The sequence below is a fragment of the Nonomuraea sp. NPDC049750 genome, assembly GCF_040659625.1.
In the GTDB taxonomy this organism is placed as follows: Bacteria; Actinomycetota; Actinomycetes; order Streptosporangiales; family Streptosporangiaceae; genus Nonomuraea.
The window spans coordinates 267,886-282,886 of sequence record NZ_JBFANB010000001.1 but is presented as its reverse complement, the minus strand read 5'-3'; the positions used below and the strand labels follow the sequence as shown (position 1 = coordinate 282,886).

General features: G+C 68.1%; 19 protein-coding genes. 11 read left to right on the top strand and 8 right to left on the bottom strand.

The window, feature by feature from the left end:
• Nucleotides 1-26 precede the first annotated feature (26 nt).
• Nucleotides 27-680, top strand: coding sequence for a TetR family transcriptional regulator (locus tag AB0J16_RS01365; RefSeq protein WP_358533217.1), 654 nt, complete (start codon nt 27-29; stop codon nt 678-680).
• Between the two features lie 43 nt (nt 681-723).
• Here AB0J16_RS01365 and AB0J16_RS01360 read toward each other — a convergent pair whose 3' ends face one another.
• The 4 genes from AB0J16_RS01360 to AB0J16_RS01345 are packed head-to-tail and all read right to left on the bottom strand — an operon-like array spanning nt 724 to nt 4,311.
• Nucleotides 724-1,950: an ABC transporter permease gene (locus tag AB0J16_RS01360; protein ID WP_358533214.1), complete on the bottom strand. Its 1,227-nt coding sequence runs from the start codon at nt 1,948-1,950 to the stop codon at nt 724-726.
• Entirely contained in the window at nt 1,950-2,630 is a 681-nt protein-coding gene (locus AB0J16_RS01355; protein WP_358533211.1) for an ABC transporter ATP-binding protein, read from the bottom strand. Before AB0J16_RS01355 ends, AB0J16_RS01360 begins: the two co-directional genes overlap by 1 nt.
• A gap of 26 nt (nt 2,631-2,656) precedes the next feature.
• Nucleotides 2,657-3,784: a peptidoglycan-binding protein gene (locus AB0J16_RS01350; protein WP_358533208.1), complete on the bottom strand. Its 1,128-nt coding sequence runs from the start codon at nt 3,782-3,784 to the stop codon at nt 2,657-2,659.
• Nucleotides 3,784-4,311: a hypothetical protein gene (locus AB0J16_RS01345; protein ID WP_358450827.1), complete on the bottom strand. Its 528-nt coding sequence runs from the start codon at nt 4,309-4,311 to the stop codon at nt 3,784-3,786. The genes AB0J16_RS01350 and AB0J16_RS01345 overlap by 1 nt, the downstream gene beginning before the upstream one ends.
• Before the next feature lie 222 nt (nt 4,312-4,533).
• On the opposite strand from AB0J16_RS01345, the gene tnpA reads away from it, so the two are divergent.
• The 4 genes from tnpA to AB0J16_RS01325 all read left to right on the top strand — a co-directional run bounded on the left by tnpA (nt 4,534) and on the right by AB0J16_RS01325 (nt 8,128).
• On the top strand, nt 4,534-4,965 hold the full coding sequence (gene tnpA, locus AB0J16_RS01340) for an IS200/IS605 family transposase (RefSeq protein WP_358533205.1): 432 nt from the start codon (nt 4,534-4,536) through the stop codon (nt 4,963-4,965).
• Entirely contained in the window at nt 4,958-6,178 is a 1,221-nt protein-coding gene (locus AB0J16_RS01335; RefSeq protein ID WP_358533202.1) for a transposase, read from the top strand. Before tnpA ends, AB0J16_RS01335 begins: the two co-directional genes overlap by 8 nt.
• Before the next feature lie 109 nt (nt 6,179-6,287).
• Nucleotides 6,288-6,944 carry a response regulator transcription factor gene (locus AB0J16_RS01330; protein WP_358534804.1) on the top strand — a complete coding sequence of 219 codons (657 nt, stop codon included), beginning with the start codon at nt 6,288-6,290 and terminating at the stop codon, nt 6,942-6,944.
• A complete protein-coding gene (locus tag AB0J16_RS01325) occupies nt 6,941-8,128 on the top strand; it encodes a HAMP domain-containing sensor histidine kinase (protein WP_358533199.1) in 1,188 nt (395 codons plus the stop codon). The genes AB0J16_RS01330 and AB0J16_RS01325 overlap by 4 nt, the downstream gene beginning before the upstream one ends.
• 141 nt (nt 8,129-8,269) lie before the next feature.
• Here AB0J16_RS01325 and AB0J16_RS01320 read toward each other — a convergent pair whose 3' ends face one another.
• Nucleotides 8,270-8,617: a type II toxin-antitoxin system prevent-host-death family antitoxin gene (locus AB0J16_RS01320; protein ID WP_358534802.1), complete on the bottom strand. Its 348-nt coding sequence runs from the start codon at nt 8,615-8,617 to the stop codon at nt 8,270-8,272.
• Between the two features lie 173 nt (nt 8,618-8,790).
• Here AB0J16_RS01320 and AB0J16_RS01315 point away from each other — a divergent pair, with 173 nt between their 5' ends.
• Nucleotides 8,791-9,222 carry a ParB N-terminal domain-containing protein gene (locus AB0J16_RS01315; protein WP_358534801.1) on the top strand — a complete coding sequence of 144 codons (432 nt, stop codon included), beginning with the start codon at nt 8,791-8,793 and terminating at the stop codon, nt 9,220-9,222.
• A complete protein-coding gene (locus tag AB0J16_RS01310) occupies nt 9,219-9,359 on the top strand; it encodes a hypothetical protein (protein ID WP_358533196.1) in 141 nt (46 codons plus the stop codon). The genes AB0J16_RS01315 and AB0J16_RS01310 overlap by 4 nt, the downstream gene beginning before the upstream one ends.
• A gap of 8 nt (nt 9,360-9,367) precedes the next feature.
• Here AB0J16_RS01310 and AB0J16_RS01305 read toward each other — a convergent pair whose 3' ends face one another.
• Together AB0J16_RS01305 and AB0J16_RS01300 are read right to left on the bottom strand one after the other, a co-directional pair.
• Nucleotides 9,368-9,592 (bottom strand): hypothetical protein, encoded by a 225-nt coding sequence (locus AB0J16_RS01305; RefSeq protein WP_358533193.1) that lies wholly within the window; start codon nt 9,590-9,592, stop codon nt 9,368-9,370.
• Nucleotides 9,593-9,897: 305 nt separating this feature from the next.
• Nucleotides 9,898-10,920, bottom strand: coding sequence for a hypothetical protein (locus AB0J16_RS01300; protein ID WP_358533191.1), 1,023 nt, complete (start codon nt 10,918-10,920; stop codon nt 9,898-9,900).
• A 364-nt stretch (nt 10,921-11,284) separates the two neighbouring features.
• Here AB0J16_RS01300 and AB0J16_RS01295 point away from each other — a divergent pair, with 364 nt between their 5' ends.
• Entirely contained in the window at nt 11,285-11,764 is a 480-nt protein-coding gene (locus AB0J16_RS01295) for a hypothetical protein (protein WP_358533189.1), read from the top strand.
• Here AB0J16_RS01295 and AB0J16_RS01290 read toward each other — a convergent pair.
• Nucleotides 11,695-12,030, bottom strand: a complete 336-nt coding sequence (locus AB0J16_RS01290) for a DUF6247 family protein (RefSeq protein WP_358533186.1) — start codon at nt 12,028-12,030, stop codon at nt 11,695-11,697. The two genes, AB0J16_RS01295 and AB0J16_RS01290, sit on opposite strands and share 70 nt — an antisense overlap.
• A 205-nt stretch (nt 12,031-12,235) precedes the next feature.
• Here AB0J16_RS01290 and AB0J16_RS01285 point away from each other — a divergent pair, with 205 nt between their 5' ends.
• From AB0J16_RS01285 to AB0J16_RS01275, 3 genes are all read left to right on the top strand, one after another.
• Complete coding sequence (locus tag AB0J16_RS01285; RefSeq protein WP_358533183.1) at nt 12,236-12,820, top strand: HD domain-containing protein; 585 nt, start codon at nt 12,236-12,238, stop codon at nt 12,818-12,820.
• A 60-nt stretch (nt 12,821-12,880) separates the two neighbouring features.
• Nucleotides 12,881-13,348 carry an NUDIX domain-containing protein gene (locus AB0J16_RS01280; RefSeq protein ID WP_358533180.1) on the top strand — a complete coding sequence of 156 codons (468 nt, stop codon included), beginning with the start codon at nt 12,881-12,883 and terminating at the stop codon, nt 13,346-13,348.
• Nucleotides 13,349-13,579: 231 nt separating this feature from the next.
• Nucleotides 13,580-14,860, top strand: a complete 1,281-nt coding sequence (locus tag AB0J16_RS01275) for an ATP-binding protein (protein WP_358533177.1) — start codon at nt 13,580-13,582, stop codon at nt 14,858-14,860.
• Nucleotides 14,861-15,001 lie beyond the last annotated feature (141 nt).

Below are 15,001 nucleotides of genomic sequence, written 5' to 3'. Positions count from 1 at the left end.
ATCTTGCTCGTATGCTTGGCTCAACCATGACGAGGTCGGCGTTTCTCCGGGCCAGACGCCCGGAGCACAAGCAGCAGCGGCGCGAGGAGATCCTCGCCGCCGCTCGTCGGCTTGCCACCGAATCAGGGGTTCGCAACGTCAGCTTGGGCGGGGTCGCGGCGGCGGTCGGACTGGCGAAGTCCAACGTGGTGCGATATTTCGGGACCCGGGAGGAGATCTACCTCGAACTCACCGTCGAGGAGTGGATCGGCTGGTCGGACGAGGTCGCCGCCCGGCTCGCCACGGCCGCCGGTCCGGACGACGTGATCGCCGCGCTGATCGACACGCTGGCCGAGCGGACGCTCTTCTGCGACCTGCTGGGCCACGTGTCGATCACGCTGGAGCACAACATCTCGGTCCCGGCGGCCCGTGCCTTCAAGCGCGCCGTGCACAGTGCGATCGACGACCTGGGAGCGCGCGTCGCCCTGGCCTACCCCGGCCTGACCACCGGTGAGGGGGTCGAGCTGGCAGGGGCGGCCGCAGCGCTGGCGGGCACGCTCTTCCCGATGTCGAACCCGCCGCCCGCCCTGCGGGAGCTCTACGCCCAGGACCCCGACATCGCGGCTCGCTGCCTGCCATTCCAGCCCACGATGAGGCGCATGCTCGCCGCCCTCGCCGCCGGACTGCCTACACAGCGCTGACCCGCGCCGTGCTGATCGCACGGGCGGGTCAGGGTGTGGCGGGTCAGGGTGTGGCGAGTGCCTCGGTCGGGGAGAGGCGGGAGGCGCGGATCGCCGGGTACAGTCCGGCGACGGCGCCGATAGCCAGGGTGGCCGCGAGCCCGCCGGCCGTCGCCCACGCGGGGATCACCGCGGGCCATCCCTGGTACAGCGCGTACCCCATGGTGACGCCGGTGCCGAGGAGCACCCCGCCCGCACCGCCGAGCGCCGAGAGCAGCAGCGACTCGGCGAGGAACTGCGTACGGATCTGCCCGCGCGTCGCGCCGAGCGAGCGGCGCAGGCCGATCTCCGAGCGTCGTTCGAGCACCGAGATGACCATGGTGTTGGCCACCCCGACCCCGCCGACCAGCAGCGCGACCGCGCCGACGCCCAGCAGCAGCCCGGTGAACGCCTGGCTGGTCGCCTGCTTGGCGGCCAGCGCGTCGGACGGCCGCGAGACGTCGACCTCGTTGGGCGCCTCCGGATTGGCCGTGCCCGCCAGCACCGAGCGTACGTTCTCCAGCTTCGACTCCTCCGCGCGGGTGTAGAGGGTCGTCGGGTACCCGTCGAAGTCCAGCTCCGCCTCCGCGACGGGCCAGCCGACCAGCACCGCGGTGTCCAGCTCGTCGGCGAGCGGCACCGGGTCGAGTACGCCGACGACCGTGAACCGCTTGCCGCCCACGACCACCTGGGTTTCCGGCCCCGCCGCGCCCACGCCGAGCCGCTGGGCCGCGCTCGCCCCGAGCACCGCGGCCGGGTAGCGCTGGGTGGCCGCGTTGAGCCAGGTGCCGCTGCGCAGGGTCGCGCCCACCGTGGCCGGCAGGTCGAGCCGGGCGGCGTAGGTGTTGATGCCGCTGGTCTGCGCCTTGGGCACCTCCTCCGACCGGTAGACCTTGGCCGCGCTGACCTTCCCGGCCGCCGAGACGGCCTGGACCGGCCCGATCCGCTCGATCATCGCCTCCGCCTCGACCGGCATCTTGGCCGGCTCACCCATCAGCGTCTGCCCGGAGGAGACGGTGAGCAGGTTGGTGCCGAGAGCCGAGAGCGTACGGTCCAGCTCGGCTCCCGACGAGGACGAGATGCCGACCACGCCGATCATGGCCGCGATGCCGATGGCGATGCCGAGCGCGGACAGAAAGGCCCGCAGCGGGCGGGTCCGCAGGCCGACGGCGCCGACCCGCAGCACATCGCCCGCCCGCATCCTGGCCGGGGTGAGCTTCGGCAGTCCCGCGTGCTCGACGACGGCCGCCATCAGGCCACTCTCTCTTCGGCCGCGGAGTCGGCGACGATCTGGCCGTCGCGCATCCGTACCTGCCGGGGCAGGCTCGCGGCGATCTCCCGGTCGTGCGTGATGATCACGATGGTGGTGCCGGCCGCGTTCAGGTCGTGCAGCAGGTCCATCACCCCGGTGCCCGAGACGGAGTCCAGGGCGCCGGTCGGCTCGTCGGCCAGGAGGAGCGGGGGATCACCCGCCACGGCCCTGGCGATGGCCACGCGCTGCCGCTCACCGCCGGACAGCTCGTGCGGCTCGTGGTCGAGGCGGTGCCCGAGCCCGACCCGCTCCAGCGCGGTCGCGGCCCGCCGCCGCCGCTCGGCGCGCCCGATGCCGGTGTAGACGAGGCCGTCGGCCACGTTGTCGATCGCCGGGACCTTTGCGGCGAGGTGGAAGTGCTGGAAGACGAAGCCGATGCGGGTGGCCCGCAGCGCGGAGAGCCGGCCGTCCGACAGTTTCGCCACGTCGTAGCCGTCGATGCGGACGGTTCCCGAGGACGGGCGGTCGAGCGTGCCGACGACGTTGAGCATCGTCGACTTGCCCGAGCCCGACGGGCCGACGATCGCGACGAGCTCGCCGCGCTCGATCTCCAGAGACACCTTGTCCAGCGCGGTGACCCCGCCGGGATAGGAGCGGGTGACATCAGTTAGGGAGATCATCGAATAAGAGGTCGGCGAAGGAGAGATCATCGGGGCATCCCGACGCTCATGCCCTCGGTGAGGCCATCGCCGGAGATCTCGACCCGGCCGCCGGAGAACAGACCCGTCTTCACACCGACATATCGGGACTTGCCGCCTTCGACGACCTCCACGCCGTACCCGCCTTCCTGGAGCGCCACGAGCGCGGCGATCGGCACGGTCAGCACGTTCTTGCGCTTCGACGCCGTGAACGTCACGTCCACCGCGGCCTGGTCGAGCCCCTTGGCGGCCCGCTGCTTACCGAGGGAGACGAGCGCCTCCACCCGCGTCTCGGGCTCCGCGCCCTGCCCCTCGCCCGGTTCGATGATGGTGGCGACCTCGGTGACCTTGCCGGACACGGTCTTGCCGTCGGGCAGCTTGACCGACACCTTGGCGCCCTTCTTCGCCACCCGCCCGTCCTTCGTCTCCAGCTTGACGGTGATCACCTTGTCGGTGCCGGTGTAGGAGAGCACCTTCTGGCCCGGCGCGGTGGGCTGGCCGGCCTCGGCCTCCAGGCTGTCCACACGTACCTTGCCGGCGGCGAAGACGACCCGGCCGAGCTCGACGACGCCGGTCTCGTCGAGGTTGCGGTCCTCCTGCCACTCTCTGACCGCGTCGGCCGTGGAGTCGGTGTACTCGTCGTCCACGGTGAAGCCGTCGTAGCCGAGGGCCTTGAGGTTGCGTTCGAGCTGCTCGACGTCCTTGCCTTCAGTGCCGATCCGCAGGTCGCGGTAGGCGGGCGTGGTGCCGTACATCAGCACCACCGGCTTGGCGTCGAGCCGGTACAGGGACTTGCCCCTGCCGACCGTGTCACCGCTGTCCGGCAGCCAGGTGACCGTGCCCGGCTTCCTGCTCACCACCGTGGTGGTCGGTCCGTAGCCAAGGTCCCCGTCGGCCTCCCGCGTGTCGAGCAGTGTCTGCCTGGTCACCGTGGTGGTGGCGGGCGGCAGGGCGCTGGCCGTCTTGCCCGCCGCCCGGTCGCCGCCCAGGAGGCCCATACCGTTCACGGCCGCGCCGGCCGTACCGATGACGGCGAGCGCGAGAAGCAGACCCGCGACCCGCCTGCCGCGACCGCGGCGGCGGCGCGGGCGATCCCCGCCCGCTGCCGCCTTGTCGTCGAGGGTGGCCGTGGACATCAGGAGCCGCCCTGGCCCATCTGGGGCAGGAACTCCTTCGAGCACTTCTCCTGCGCGGCCTTGAAGTCCGGGTCGTCGCCGGCCTCACCGGTCATGCGCAGCGCGCCGCCGTCAGGGTCGGGGAAGGCCTCGACGCCGTTGTCCCGCATGCACTGGGAGAACTTGCGCATCTGCTCGGCCATCTTGGGGTCCACCTTCCCGCCCGGTCCACCGCCGTTCGGCGCGTACTGCTTGCAGGCCTCCTGCGCCTTCTGCGCCGTTTCCGGGGAGATGCTCTTGTCCATCTTGAGCATGACCCCCTTGCCGGGCTCGGGGTCGTCCATGGGGACGCCGTTCTCGCGCATGCACTGGGCGAACTTGAGCCCCATCCCCGCCCGGTCCACACTGGCCGAGGCGCTGGGGGCGGCGGCGGGTTTGCCGCTGCTCACCGATGCCACGTCGGAGCCCGCCGGGTCGTTCGCGCCGCAGCCCGCCAGGGCCAGCGTCAGCGCGAGCGGGATCGCGGCCAGAATGCCTCGTCGTCTCATGGTCTCCTCTTTCTCTGATCGGCTGTACGAGACGAGAGCCAACAGCGCACGCTGTTTCCCCGGCGTTTCCATCAGGTCGAAGGCAGGGGACCGCTCGCTTCAGAGAGCGGGGGAATGCCGAGCGGGAAGGCGTTCTGGCGCCTGAACGTGCCTTGTGTCGCAGGCTGGTGCCGGTTCTGGTGAACGCTGATGTTATAAGAGCGCGTTGGTTATACTGATCGTGTGTCTCGTCAGGTGCGTACTTCCCCCGGTGCGGCCTATGACTTGGGCTACCAGGTGGTGTGGTGTCCCAAGTATCGGCGGCCTGTCCTGGGCGGCCGGGTCAAGGCCCGTCTGGAGGAACTGCTGCGTGCCAAGGCCGCTGAGCACGGCTGGGAGATCATCGCCTTGGAGGTGATGCCCGACCACGTGCAGCTGTTCGTCAAGGCGCATCCGAAGAACTCCCCGTCGTACGTGGCCAACCAGTTCAAGGGCTACACCTCCCATCATCTGCGGGCCGAGTTCCCGCATCTGCGCTCCCAGTTGCCGACCTTGTGGTCGCGTTCCTACTTTGTGGCGAGTGTGGGAGCGGTCAGCGCAGCCACGGTCCAGCGGTACATCGAGACCCAGTACGAGCGCGTCCCCAAGGCCAAGAGCGGGGGCGAGGGTGCGTAGGTCGTTCAAGTTCCTGCTGCGGCCGACCCGGCACCAGGAGATCGCTCTGACGGCGATGCTGGACGATCACCGGGCGTTGTACAACGCCGCGCTGGAGGAACGCCGGGAAGCGTGGCGGCGGTCAAGGGTCTCGATCCGGTACAGCGATCAGTCCGCCCAGTTGAAGGAGATCCGTGATGCTGACCCCGAGGGTCAGGGCCGTTGGTCGTTCACCAGCCAGCAACAGACCCTCCGGCGGCTGAACAAGGCGTTCGAGGCGTTCTTCCGCCGGGTCAAGACCGGCCAGACACCTGGCTATCCCCGGTTCAAGGGCAGGGGCTGGTTCGACACCGTCACGCTGGTCGAGGGCGACGGCGCGAGATGGGACTCCCAGCCTCACCACCCGTCCGCGACCTACCTGCGCGTGCAGGGCGTCGGGCACCTGCGGGTGCACCAGCACCGGCCGATCGCCGGGCGGGTTAAGCAGATCGAGATCAAACGGGAAGGCTCCCACTGGTATGTGATCTGCTCCTGCGACGGCGTGCCTGCCGTGCCGTTGCCTGCGACCGGCCGCGAGGTTGGGGTGGACATGGGCGTCGCGCACTTCGCGACCGTGAGCGAGCCGCTCGACGGCGTTACCGACGAGTGCGGGCATATCGCCAACCCCCGCTACCTCAAGACCGTGGAGAAGGAACTGGCCGCCGCGCAACGGGCCTACGCCGGCACCAGATGCGGCAGCACCCGCAGGAAGAGGGCTGCCAAGAAGATCGGGCAGATCCACCGCAAGGTGGCCCGCAGGCGCACCGACCACGCGCACAAGACCGCGCTTGGCCTGGTCCGCGCGGCCGACGTGATCGCGGTCGAGGACCTGCACATCGCGAACATGACCAAGAGCCCCGCGGTGAAACCTGACCTGGAGCAGGCGCGCGGATTCCTGCCCAACGGGTCAGCGGCGAAGGCTGGACTGAACAACAGCATCCTGGACACGGGTTGGGGGGTGTTCCTCTCGATCTTGACCAACAAGGCTGAAAGCGCCGGTCGGGACGTGATCGCGGTGAATCCCCGCAACACCTCCCGCACCTGCCCCGAATGCGGGCACGTGTCAGAGGAGAATCGCACCATCCAGGCTGGCTTCATCTGCGTCACCTGCGGGCACGCCGCCAACGCGGACGTGGTCGGGGCGAGCAACATCAAGAGGGCCGGGCTGGTCCTCCGCGACGCCCGCGCGGCGTAGCGAGAAGCCACCCCGTTCACGGGGCGGAGGAGTCACGGGTGCTAACGCCGAACAAACAGCGCACCCGGCACGATCGCCCCAGTACATGACCGAAGGGGACGAGGGCGCGATGCGGGTGCTGGTGGTCGAGGACGAGCGCATGCTCGCCGACGCGATAGCCGAGTGGCTGCGCGAGGAGACGCACGCGGTCGACACCGCGCACGACGGGGAGGCGGCGTTGGAGCGCATCGCGGTCAACGACTACGACGTGGTCGTCCTGGACCGTGACCTGCCGCTCGTCCATGGTGACGATGTCTGCCGGGAGCTGGTCGAGTCCGAGTCGACCGCGCGGGTGCTGATGCTCACCGCCGCCGCCGAGATCGGCGACCGGGTGACCGGGCTCTCCCTCGGCGCCGACGACTACCTGGCCAAGCCGTTCGCGTTCCCCGAGCTCGCGGCCCGCGTCCTGGCGCTCGGTCGGCGCTCGCGTCCGGCCGCGCCGCCGGTGCTGCGGCGCGCGGGGATCACCCTCGATCCCGCGCGGCGGGAGGTGTTCAGGAACGGCAGGTACGTGCCGCTGTCGAAGAAGGAGTTCGCCGTGCTGGCCGAGCTGCTGCTCGCCGACGGGGGTGTGGTGCCCGCCGAGCACCTGCTGGAGAAGGCGTGGGACGAGCACGCCGACCCGTTCACCAGCGCGGTCCGCCTGACCATCCTCAAGCTGCGCCGCAAGCTCGGCGAGCCGCCGGTCGTGGAGACCGTGCCGGGAGTGGGGTACCAGATTTCATGACCACTCCCACGCTCCGCAGCAGGCTCACCCTTGTGTACGGCACGCTGTTCTTCGTCGCGGGACTGACGCTGCTCGGCGTCACGTACTTGCTGTTCAACCAGCAGCTCGAGCAAAAGACGGTATCCATCATCGTCAGAGGCGGAGGCCCCGGCTCGCTGGACACCAACACGGGCTCGCTGGACGGCGACAGGGCCATGAACTGGATGAAGCAGCAGCAGAGCCTGCTGCGCGGAGCCGCGACCACCTCGCTGCTCACCCAGGGCGCGATCGCGCTGGTCGTGGTCGGCGGCGCGGCGTCGGGTGTGGGGTGGCTGGTCGCCGGACGGGTGCTCACCCCGCTCCGCCAGGTGACCGAGACCGCGCGGCGGATCGCGGCCGCCCCGGTCGCCGAGCGCGGCCTGCACGAGCGGATCGCGCTGAACGGCCCGGCCGACGAGGTGAAGGAGCTGGCCGACACCTTCGACACCATGGTCGAACGGCTGGACCACTCCTTCGACGGGCAGCGCAGGTTCGTCGCCAACGCCTCGCACGAGCTGCGCACCCCGCTGACGCTGAACCGCGCGCTGGTCGAGCTGGCCATGCACCGCCGTACGGCCTCGGCCGACGTCAAGCAGCTCGGCGAGAGCCTGCTGGAGATCAACGCTCGGCACGAGCGGCTCATCTCCGGGCTGCTGCTCCTGGCCCGCGCCGAGCACGAGATCGGTGATCGGTCACCCGTGGATCTGGCCGACGTGGTGAGCCACGTGGTCGCGCAGGCCACCGCCGAGGCCACGGAGTCGAAGATCACCCTGCACGAGGCGGCCGGTCCCGCGCCGACCAGCGGGGACGCGCTGCTGCTCGAACGGCTGGTGCACAATCTGGTCGAGAACGGGATCCGGCACAACATCGACGACGGCACCGGCTGGGTGCGGGCCGTCAGCCGCATCGCGTATGACGGCCGCGTCGAGGTGGAGGTCAGCAACACCGGGCCCGCCGTGCCGCCGTACGAGATCCCGACGCTGTTCAAGCCCTTCCGCCGGCTCGGCCCCGAACGCGTGGTGACGGCGAAGAGCGCGGGGCTGGGGCTGTCCATCGTGCGCTCGATCGCCCTCGCGCACGGCGGCGAGGTCTCGGCCCGCCCCCGGGAGGGCGGCGGCCTGATCGTGACGGCCACCCTGCCACCCCAGAGCCCAGCCCATCACTAGACCCGCGCCCGCTCACTGGGCACCGCCCAGAGCAGCAGGCAGTGCTCCGCCTCAGGCAATAGATGTGCGAGCTAACTTGGCTTCGACCGGTAGTCAGCCCACAGGTCGACGGCCTCTTGGAGACCAAGAGCGGCAACGTCCTCACGGGCCATCTCCACCGTGTAGATCAACCGGCCCGCAAGCCAATCTGGAACCGTCTCCCGTATCCGCGACCGACCGGGCAAGTACAAGCGCCAAATCACGCAGATCGGCCGCCGCCTCCTCCAACTCGTTGAGCCGTCGGATGCTCACCACGGCCGCCACCGGCTGATGTCGACGGGTGACCACCAGGTCGGTCCCCTGCTCCGCATCAGCCACCAGGCGGGCAACCCCTCGCTGGGCCGCTTCCGTGACGCTCAGCTCAGTAGCATCGTGCAGAACTCCAGGTCGCGAAACGTCGCGACGCGGCGGCCGCTCAGCCCAGCGAGACCGCCGAGCTGCGTCCGGCACCACTTGTTCAACCCATCCTTTCCTCGTTCCGGAGGTGTCTTGCCCGCCATCGTTTCCCAGACCTACCGCATGGTGCCGGTCGGCGACCTTGAGCCGCACCCTGACAACCCCCACCAGGGCGACGTGGATGTGATCGCCGAGTCGATCGCGAAGAAGGCTTCTACGGCACGGTCCTGGTCCAGCAGCCGCGGATGCGGATCATCGTCGGTGAGCACCGCTGGCACGGAGCGAAGGCCAACGGCCTGGAGCAGGTGCCTGCCCTGGTCATCGACGTTGACGACGACGCGGCAACCCGGATCATGCTCGCGGACAATCGCACCGCTGAGTTCGGAGGGTATGACGACCGGGTCCTTTCCGAGCTGCTGCGCGGCCTCGACGGCACCGGCTGGTCCGACGAGGACCTGAACGACTTGCTCGCCGACCTCGATAGCGGTATCGCAATCGTCGGCGATGCGCCAGCCAGCCCACGTGCCGCCCAGGCGGACGACGACGGCCGGGAGGAGCGGTCGCGGTCGCGGCCGCGCACCGACCTTGACGACGAGGAAGATGAGGACGACCTGGGCGAGGACGACGACTCCCCGCCGCCCCGCCCGAAGGTCGCATGACGGCCGACCTGCTCATCACGTTGACCGCCGCTGAGCACGACCAGGTGAACGCCCTGCTCGGGCACATCCGAGCCCGCGACGGCAACGCCAGTACCGCACAGGTCGTCCTGGCGGCGCTACGGGCCTACGCCGACTAACTAGGTGCCTATCTGCGTTGGCGGACCTCCACGCCGAACATGTCAGCGTACTTGAAGGGCATGTCCGGCTGGGGTTCCGCCCGCCATGAGGTGATCAGGTACTGCTCGACCGGGGTGCTGGCCACGCCGTCCGGCTTGGTGTCTCGCCCTCGCGCGTGCACCCGTAGCCGGTAGAAGCCCGCCCCCTGCCAGGCAAGGTTCGGTAGGTGGGGGAGATCCCCATCGAGCCGCAAACGACCAGTGATCCGCTAGTGGATTCGATGGAGACCTCGACGATCTCCTCCCAGCTGTCAAGGTCGAGAGGTGGAGGCCCCTCGGTCAGCTGCACCTCGACCTCTACGACACCCTGTGCGATGCCAGTAAGGATCGTCGCACCGTCCGGCTCATCGTCCACCGCGATCAGGCCGTTGTCGAACCTTGCCGGAAACTCTGGGCCCAGCTCGGTCGAGTCCAGAAGCTGGATCTGGTGGTAAGACAGCCTGACTTCTGCCCGATGGGGCGAAGGTGCGCCGGTCATGGGGAGGAGGCTCTTTCTGGGTTAGTGATTCATGTCGGGAAAGACAAAGAATGCGTCCCTATTCAGCAGCCGTTGCTGAGCAGCGAAGTCACTATAGAGGCCGCCAGCCTTGCTGTTCTGGGTGGCGTCCACCCATTCGACAGAGAAGTCGTCGGGGTAGTCGCCGCCGCCGGTGTACGCGCCCTGATAGGTGTGTGCCATCGGATACTCGTCACAGTTTGCCCCGGCCGGGGGCGAACCGGTGAGGAAGCTGCACGCATCGGTGCGATTCTGCTCCGCATCGTCGTCGTTGTACATGCGGGTGAGTGGAACGTCGCCCACCGCGCCAGGGTTGCCCCTTGCCTGGGCGCGGCTGATGTGGCCGGCGATATCCTCGACCTCGCTGCGCTTGTAGGTAAGAGTAGGCCAGGTGTCGGAGAAGACACAGCCCATGGTGTCCTTGCCCTTGAGCAGGCCGTTGTCGCAGCGCAGATCGATGGGGCCGTCAGTGACGTACTCGGCCTTGTCGAAGTCGCCGCTGTTGGGGGTGGCCCAGGTGAGCTGTGAGTCGAGGCTGATGTTCTCCTTCGTAAGGGTGGGAACGTTGACCTTGAGAGTCGCGTTGAACTGCAGCCACGTGCGAAGCTGCAGCGGCTTGGGGCCGCTGGCGGCCACTTGCGTACAGTCGGGGTTGCAGTGTCCGCCGAAACTGATCTGCGTAGTGGGCACCCATTCGCCCCACTCGTTGTGTGGATAGATGTGCTCGCCGTAGATGAGCGCGCCCTCGTTCCACACGCTGACAACGTCGACGTAGTGGGTGAAGTCCATGCCGCCGACGACCTCACCGGTGTTGACGACGATCCATACAACACTGTCGATCTGCCAGAAGCACTGGTTGAAACGGGTCTGGCCGTACCATCCAGCGGTCTCGTCCTTGCACCAGCTGGGCACGCCCGGGGGCACGGCGCCCGGAGGCTCCTCTACGGCGAGCTTCAGCTTGGGCGGGCGGGTGCACATGACCTTGTCCACGCCCTTGGCCCGCAGACTGCTCAGCTGCTTCTTCACCTCCTCGCAGGGGCGGGACGAGGTGACCTTGGCCGGTGAGGAGGAATTCCTTCCGGCGCTGGTGTCCTCGCGAATGGAGGCGTTGGCCGCTCGGATTCGGGCAGCATCCTTATCTGCCTGCGTGGACGGGCTCGGAGTCGGGGACGATGTCGTGGCTGTCGACTTTGCCGCTCCAGGGTCGTCGGCGGTCTGCGCCGAAGCGATGGGGCCAAGCGGGCTAGCCTGCGCAATGTCGAGCTGATCGCTCCGTCGGATAGCGAAGGCGGTCTGTCCGGTACGTGGGACGGCCGCTCGACCGGGCGTTCTGGCGTAGGGGTCGGTCGGATCGCTCGCATCAGAACGTGTTCTGACATACGCTCATGGCGTGAGCACCAGCCATGCCGACGCAGTGACATTTTCTGACTTGTCGAGAAATCCCCGAGCGGTTGCCGAGCGTGCGGCACGCCTGGGACGTGTGCGTGTCACGCATCGGGATGCTCCGGACTTCTACCTGACTGCGGCGGACCGTGAGGAGGAGCGTGAGCGGACGCTGGCTACCGCGTCCCGGCTGTTCCTTGCCTTGATCAAGCATGATCCCACCGCGCGTGCGCTGGTCATAGCCATGCCGGAGGTCTTCCCGTGGGTTCGCCACCTGTCCTCGGACGAACTGCGTGCCTTCACTCTGGAACTGGTTGAAGCGCTTTCCGACGCGGCCGAGCTGGATGTCGATGCCACCACCCGGGAGGTCATCGCGGGCTGGCGGGCCACTGCCAGAATCAAGGCCGATCCCGCGCACTACGCCGAGGCTCGCAAGCCCACAAATGGTGACTTCGGGCCGGTACAGGCCCACTCCGGCGGGGTGTAGCGAGTGAACATCTCCGTACGGTTCTGGAGAGCGTCCCGGACGGCCTCCTCGTAGCCCGGACGGGCGTAAGCGATTGCACGCAGGCGCCACTGACGCAACAGCGTCTGCACCTGCTTGAAGCGGGCCAAGTCGTGCGCGGCCTCCAAAGCCTCGTGGTACTCCGCCCGGAACCGGGTACGGTGCGACGGCGGAAGCACCTCGAAAATCGCGGCCGGATCCTCACCTGGATCACGAGGCGCAACGGGCTCCACAGGCTGAGCGGTCATACCGACCAACATATCTTCCCAGGCATGCGAGATGTGGGCCAGTGCTCCCGCCTTCGGTCACGTCCGTGGATGTGACCGCCCTGAAGTGATCACCTCGCCAATCCGTACGCTGGACGAGGCCATCGCGTCACCGCAGTCCCAGCGCGAACTGGAGGCGGCCATCTACGCTCTGCGCATGATCCACCGAGGGTGAGAGGGGACTCCCATGGCGGAGGAACTGTCGAGGCTGACGGGCCTGCTGTACGAGATCGGACTGCTCAAGCGTTACAAGCGCACGGGCTGGCTGGTCGCGGGAGTACGGGATCCCGAGAGCATCGCCGATCACTCCTTCCGAACGGCGATCATCGCGAGTGTGATCACGGCCCTGGAAGGTGGCAATCCTGAGCGTGCGGCGTTCCTGAGCCTGTTCCACGACACCCAGGAGACCCGCGTCACCGACATCCCCTACATCGGCAAGCGTTATCTGAAAGCGGCGCCGAACGAGGAGGTCACCGCCGACCAGGTACGCGGCGTTCCGGAGCCGGTCGCGGAGATGGTGGGCGGCGCGGTCGGTGAGTACGAGGAGAAGAGCAGCCTCGAAGCCGTCTGCGCCCGCGACGCCGACAAGCTCGAATGCCTGATCCAGGCCGTCGAATACCGCGAGCAGGGCCACCAGAACGTCCAACCGTGGATCGACAGCTCGCTCGCCGCGCTGCGGACGGCGTCCGCTAAGCGCCTCGCGGACGAGGTGCTCAGCACGGGATCGCTGGAGTGGATGATGCACGTCCTCAACGGAGATCAAGTCACCTGAGAGCGAGTCTGGGCCGGAGCCGTTCCGCGGTCCGGCACGGAGATCTGAGAGGCATCCCACATGGGACGAGTCGAGTACTGGAATGACCCGAACGCCCCGAAGGCGAACAGCCTGGTGCCGGCCTGCGGGACGGTCACTGTGGACGACGCGGGTCGCATCCTCATGCAGTGCCGACGGGACACCGGCCAATGGGCGTTGCCGATGGGCAAGATGGAGATCGGCGAGACGCCCTCGCAGTGCGCCGTGCGGGAGACCGAGGAGGAGACCGGTGTTCGTGTCGAGCCGGTCGGCATTCTCGGGATCTACTCCGACCCCGGCCACATCGTGGCCTACGCGGACGGGGAGGTTCGCCAGGAGTACGAGGTCATGCTGATCGCTCGTCCGGTCGGCGGTCGGCCCGAGGCCAACGATGAGGCGAGCGACGTGCGGTGGGTCGAGCCGGGCGAGTTGCACACGCTGGACATTCATCCGACTCAGTGGCGGCAGCTCAACGACTACCTAGAGCAGAGACATTCCCACGTCGATTGAGCTCAGCCAGCTCGGAACTGCCGTGTCCAGTGAAGTACATTTGAGTCAACTATAGTTCGGTCAAGTATACTTCGACATATGCGGAAGCCCGAGCATGTGTTCGACCGTGAGCGAGAGTGGGCGGGCCTGGTCTCGTTCGCTTCAGACGTGAGCCCGGGAGCTCGGCTCGGCGTGGTGAGCGGCCGCCGCCGCCAAGGGAAGAGTTATCTCCTGCAGGCCTTGGCGAGCAGCATGGGCGGCATCTACTTCCCCGCGCTCGAGGTGACGGAGGCGGTGGCGTTGCGCCTCTTCGCGGACGAACTGATCAGATTCACCGGCGCGCCTGTTCCGGCCTTCCGCGATTGGATCGACGCCGTCCCCTATCTCTTCGGTGTCGTACGCGATCGGGCGGTGCCTGTCGTTTTTGATGAGTTTCCGTATCTTGTCAAGGCATCCCCGGAGCTTCCCTCGATCATCCAGCGGGAGTTGGGTCCTGGCGGCTCCGGAGCCGCCAGCACGGCCAGGGTGCTGCTCTGCGGTTCGGCGATGTCAGTGATGGGCGGTTTGTTGTCCGGTACGGCTCCGCTACGCGGACGCGCGGGACTGGAAATGGTCATCAGGCCCTTCGACTACCGCCAGGCCGCCCGCTTTTGGGGGATCAGCGACCCGCGTCTGGCGGCCCAAATCCACGCGGTGGTGGGTGGGACACCGGCCTACCGGAACGAGTTTGTCCGTGGCGATGTCCCGGCCGGGCCGGCGGATTTCGACGGCTGGGTGATCAGATCCGTGTTGAACGCCGAGGTCCCGTTGTTCAGGGAGGCCCGCTACCTGTTGGCGGAAGAGACGGAGATCCGCGACCCGTCGCTCTACCACTCCGTCCTTGCCGCCGTCGCCGACGGCAACACGACGTCAGGGGGAATCGCCGGCTACGTGGGGCGGAAGTCCAACGAGATCGCGCACCCGCTCCGTGTCCTGGAAGACAGCCATCTCCTGGTCAAAGAGCGCGATCTCTTCCGGCCGAACCGCGGCTACTACCGGGTGGCCGAACCGCTCATCACGTTCTACCAGGCGATCATGGTCAGGGAATGGGCGCGGTTGGAGCGCGGGGACGCGGCGACGGTGTGGCGGGGCAGCAGGGCACGCTTCCTGTCGCAGGTCGTCGGCCCCCATGTCGCGGTGCTCTGCCGCGAGTACGCCTTGCATGCCGATACCGCGGCTGGTGAGGTGGGGAGTGGAGTCGTGCCCGATCCCGCCAACCGCACGCAGATCGAGGTCGATGTCGCTGTTCTGGCGCCCGCGGATCACGGACGCCCGCGACGGGTTCTCTCACTGGGCGAGGTCAAGTGGGACAGAGTCATGGGAGCCGAGCATGTGGCCCGGCTCCGGCGCGCGCGCGATCTGCTCACTGCAAAGGGGTACGACACCCGCGATACGGTGCTCACGTGCTATTCGGGCGCCGGCTTCACCCGGGGACTCGGCGCCGAACCAGGGAGCGACGTGCGCCTGATCACCCTTGACGACCTCTACGGTTGATCGCCAGCTTGCAACGGTCGTGTCCTGTGCGGCGCTCTAGCCTCTAACGCGCAGGTCAGAGTACGGATTTGCCGATAGAAGCCAGGTGGTTACGCCCTGGTTATGGCGAATCGATCACAGTCGTCGGTCAGAAGCCCTTCG

What these genes read in the sequence shown, in the direction of transcription:
- AB0J16_RS01285 (WP_358533183.1), top strand. Translation starts at nt 12,236, where the DNA reads ATGGCGGAGGAACTGTCGAGGCTGACGGGCCTGCTGTACGAGATCGGA.
- AB0J16_RS01275 (WP_358533177.1), top strand. Translation starts at nt 13,580, where the DNA reads ATGGGCGGCATCTACTTCCCCGCGCTCGAGGTGACGGAGGCGGTGGCG.
- AB0J16_RS01365 (WP_358533217.1), top strand. Translation starts at nt 27, where the DNA reads ATGACGAGGTCGGCGTTTCTCCGGGCCAGACGCCCGGAGCACAAGCAG.
- AB0J16_RS01355 (WP_358533211.1), bottom strand. Translation starts at nt 2,630, where the DNA reads ATGATCTCCCTAACTGATGTCACCCGCTCCTATCCCGGCGGGGTCACC.
- AB0J16_RS01325 (WP_358533199.1), top strand. Translation starts at nt 6,941, where the DNA reads ATGACCACTCCCACGCTCCGCAGCAGGCTCACCCTTGTGTACGGCACG.
- AB0J16_RS01330 (WP_358534804.1), top strand. Translation starts at nt 6,288, where the DNA reads ATGCGGGTGCTGGTGGTCGAGGACGAGCGCATGCTCGCCGACGCGATA.
- AB0J16_RS01310 (WP_358533196.1), top strand. Translation starts at nt 9,219, where the DNA reads ATGACGGCCGACCTGCTCATCACGTTGACCGCCGCTGAGCACGACCAG.
- AB0J16_RS01280 (WP_358533180.1), top strand. Translation starts at nt 12,881, where the DNA reads ATGGGACGAGTCGAGTACTGGAATGACCCGAACGCCCCGAAGGCGAAC.
- AB0J16_RS01290 (WP_358533186.1), bottom strand. Translation starts at nt 12,030, where the DNA reads ATGACCGCTCAGCCTGTGGAGCCCGTTGCGCCTCGTGATCCAGGTGAG.
- AB0J16_RS01350 (WP_358533208.1), bottom strand. Translation starts at nt 3,784, where the DNA reads ATGTCCACGGCCACCCTCGACGACAAGGCGGCAGCGGGCGGGGATCGC.
- AB0J16_RS01360 (WP_358533214.1), bottom strand. Translation starts at nt 1,950, where the DNA reads ATGGCGGCCGTCGTCGAGCACGCGGGACTGCCGAAGCTCACCCCGGCC.
- AB0J16_RS01345 (WP_358450827.1), bottom strand. Translation starts at nt 4,311, where the DNA reads ATGAGACGACGAGGCATTCTGGCCGCGATCCCGCTCGCGCTGACGCTG.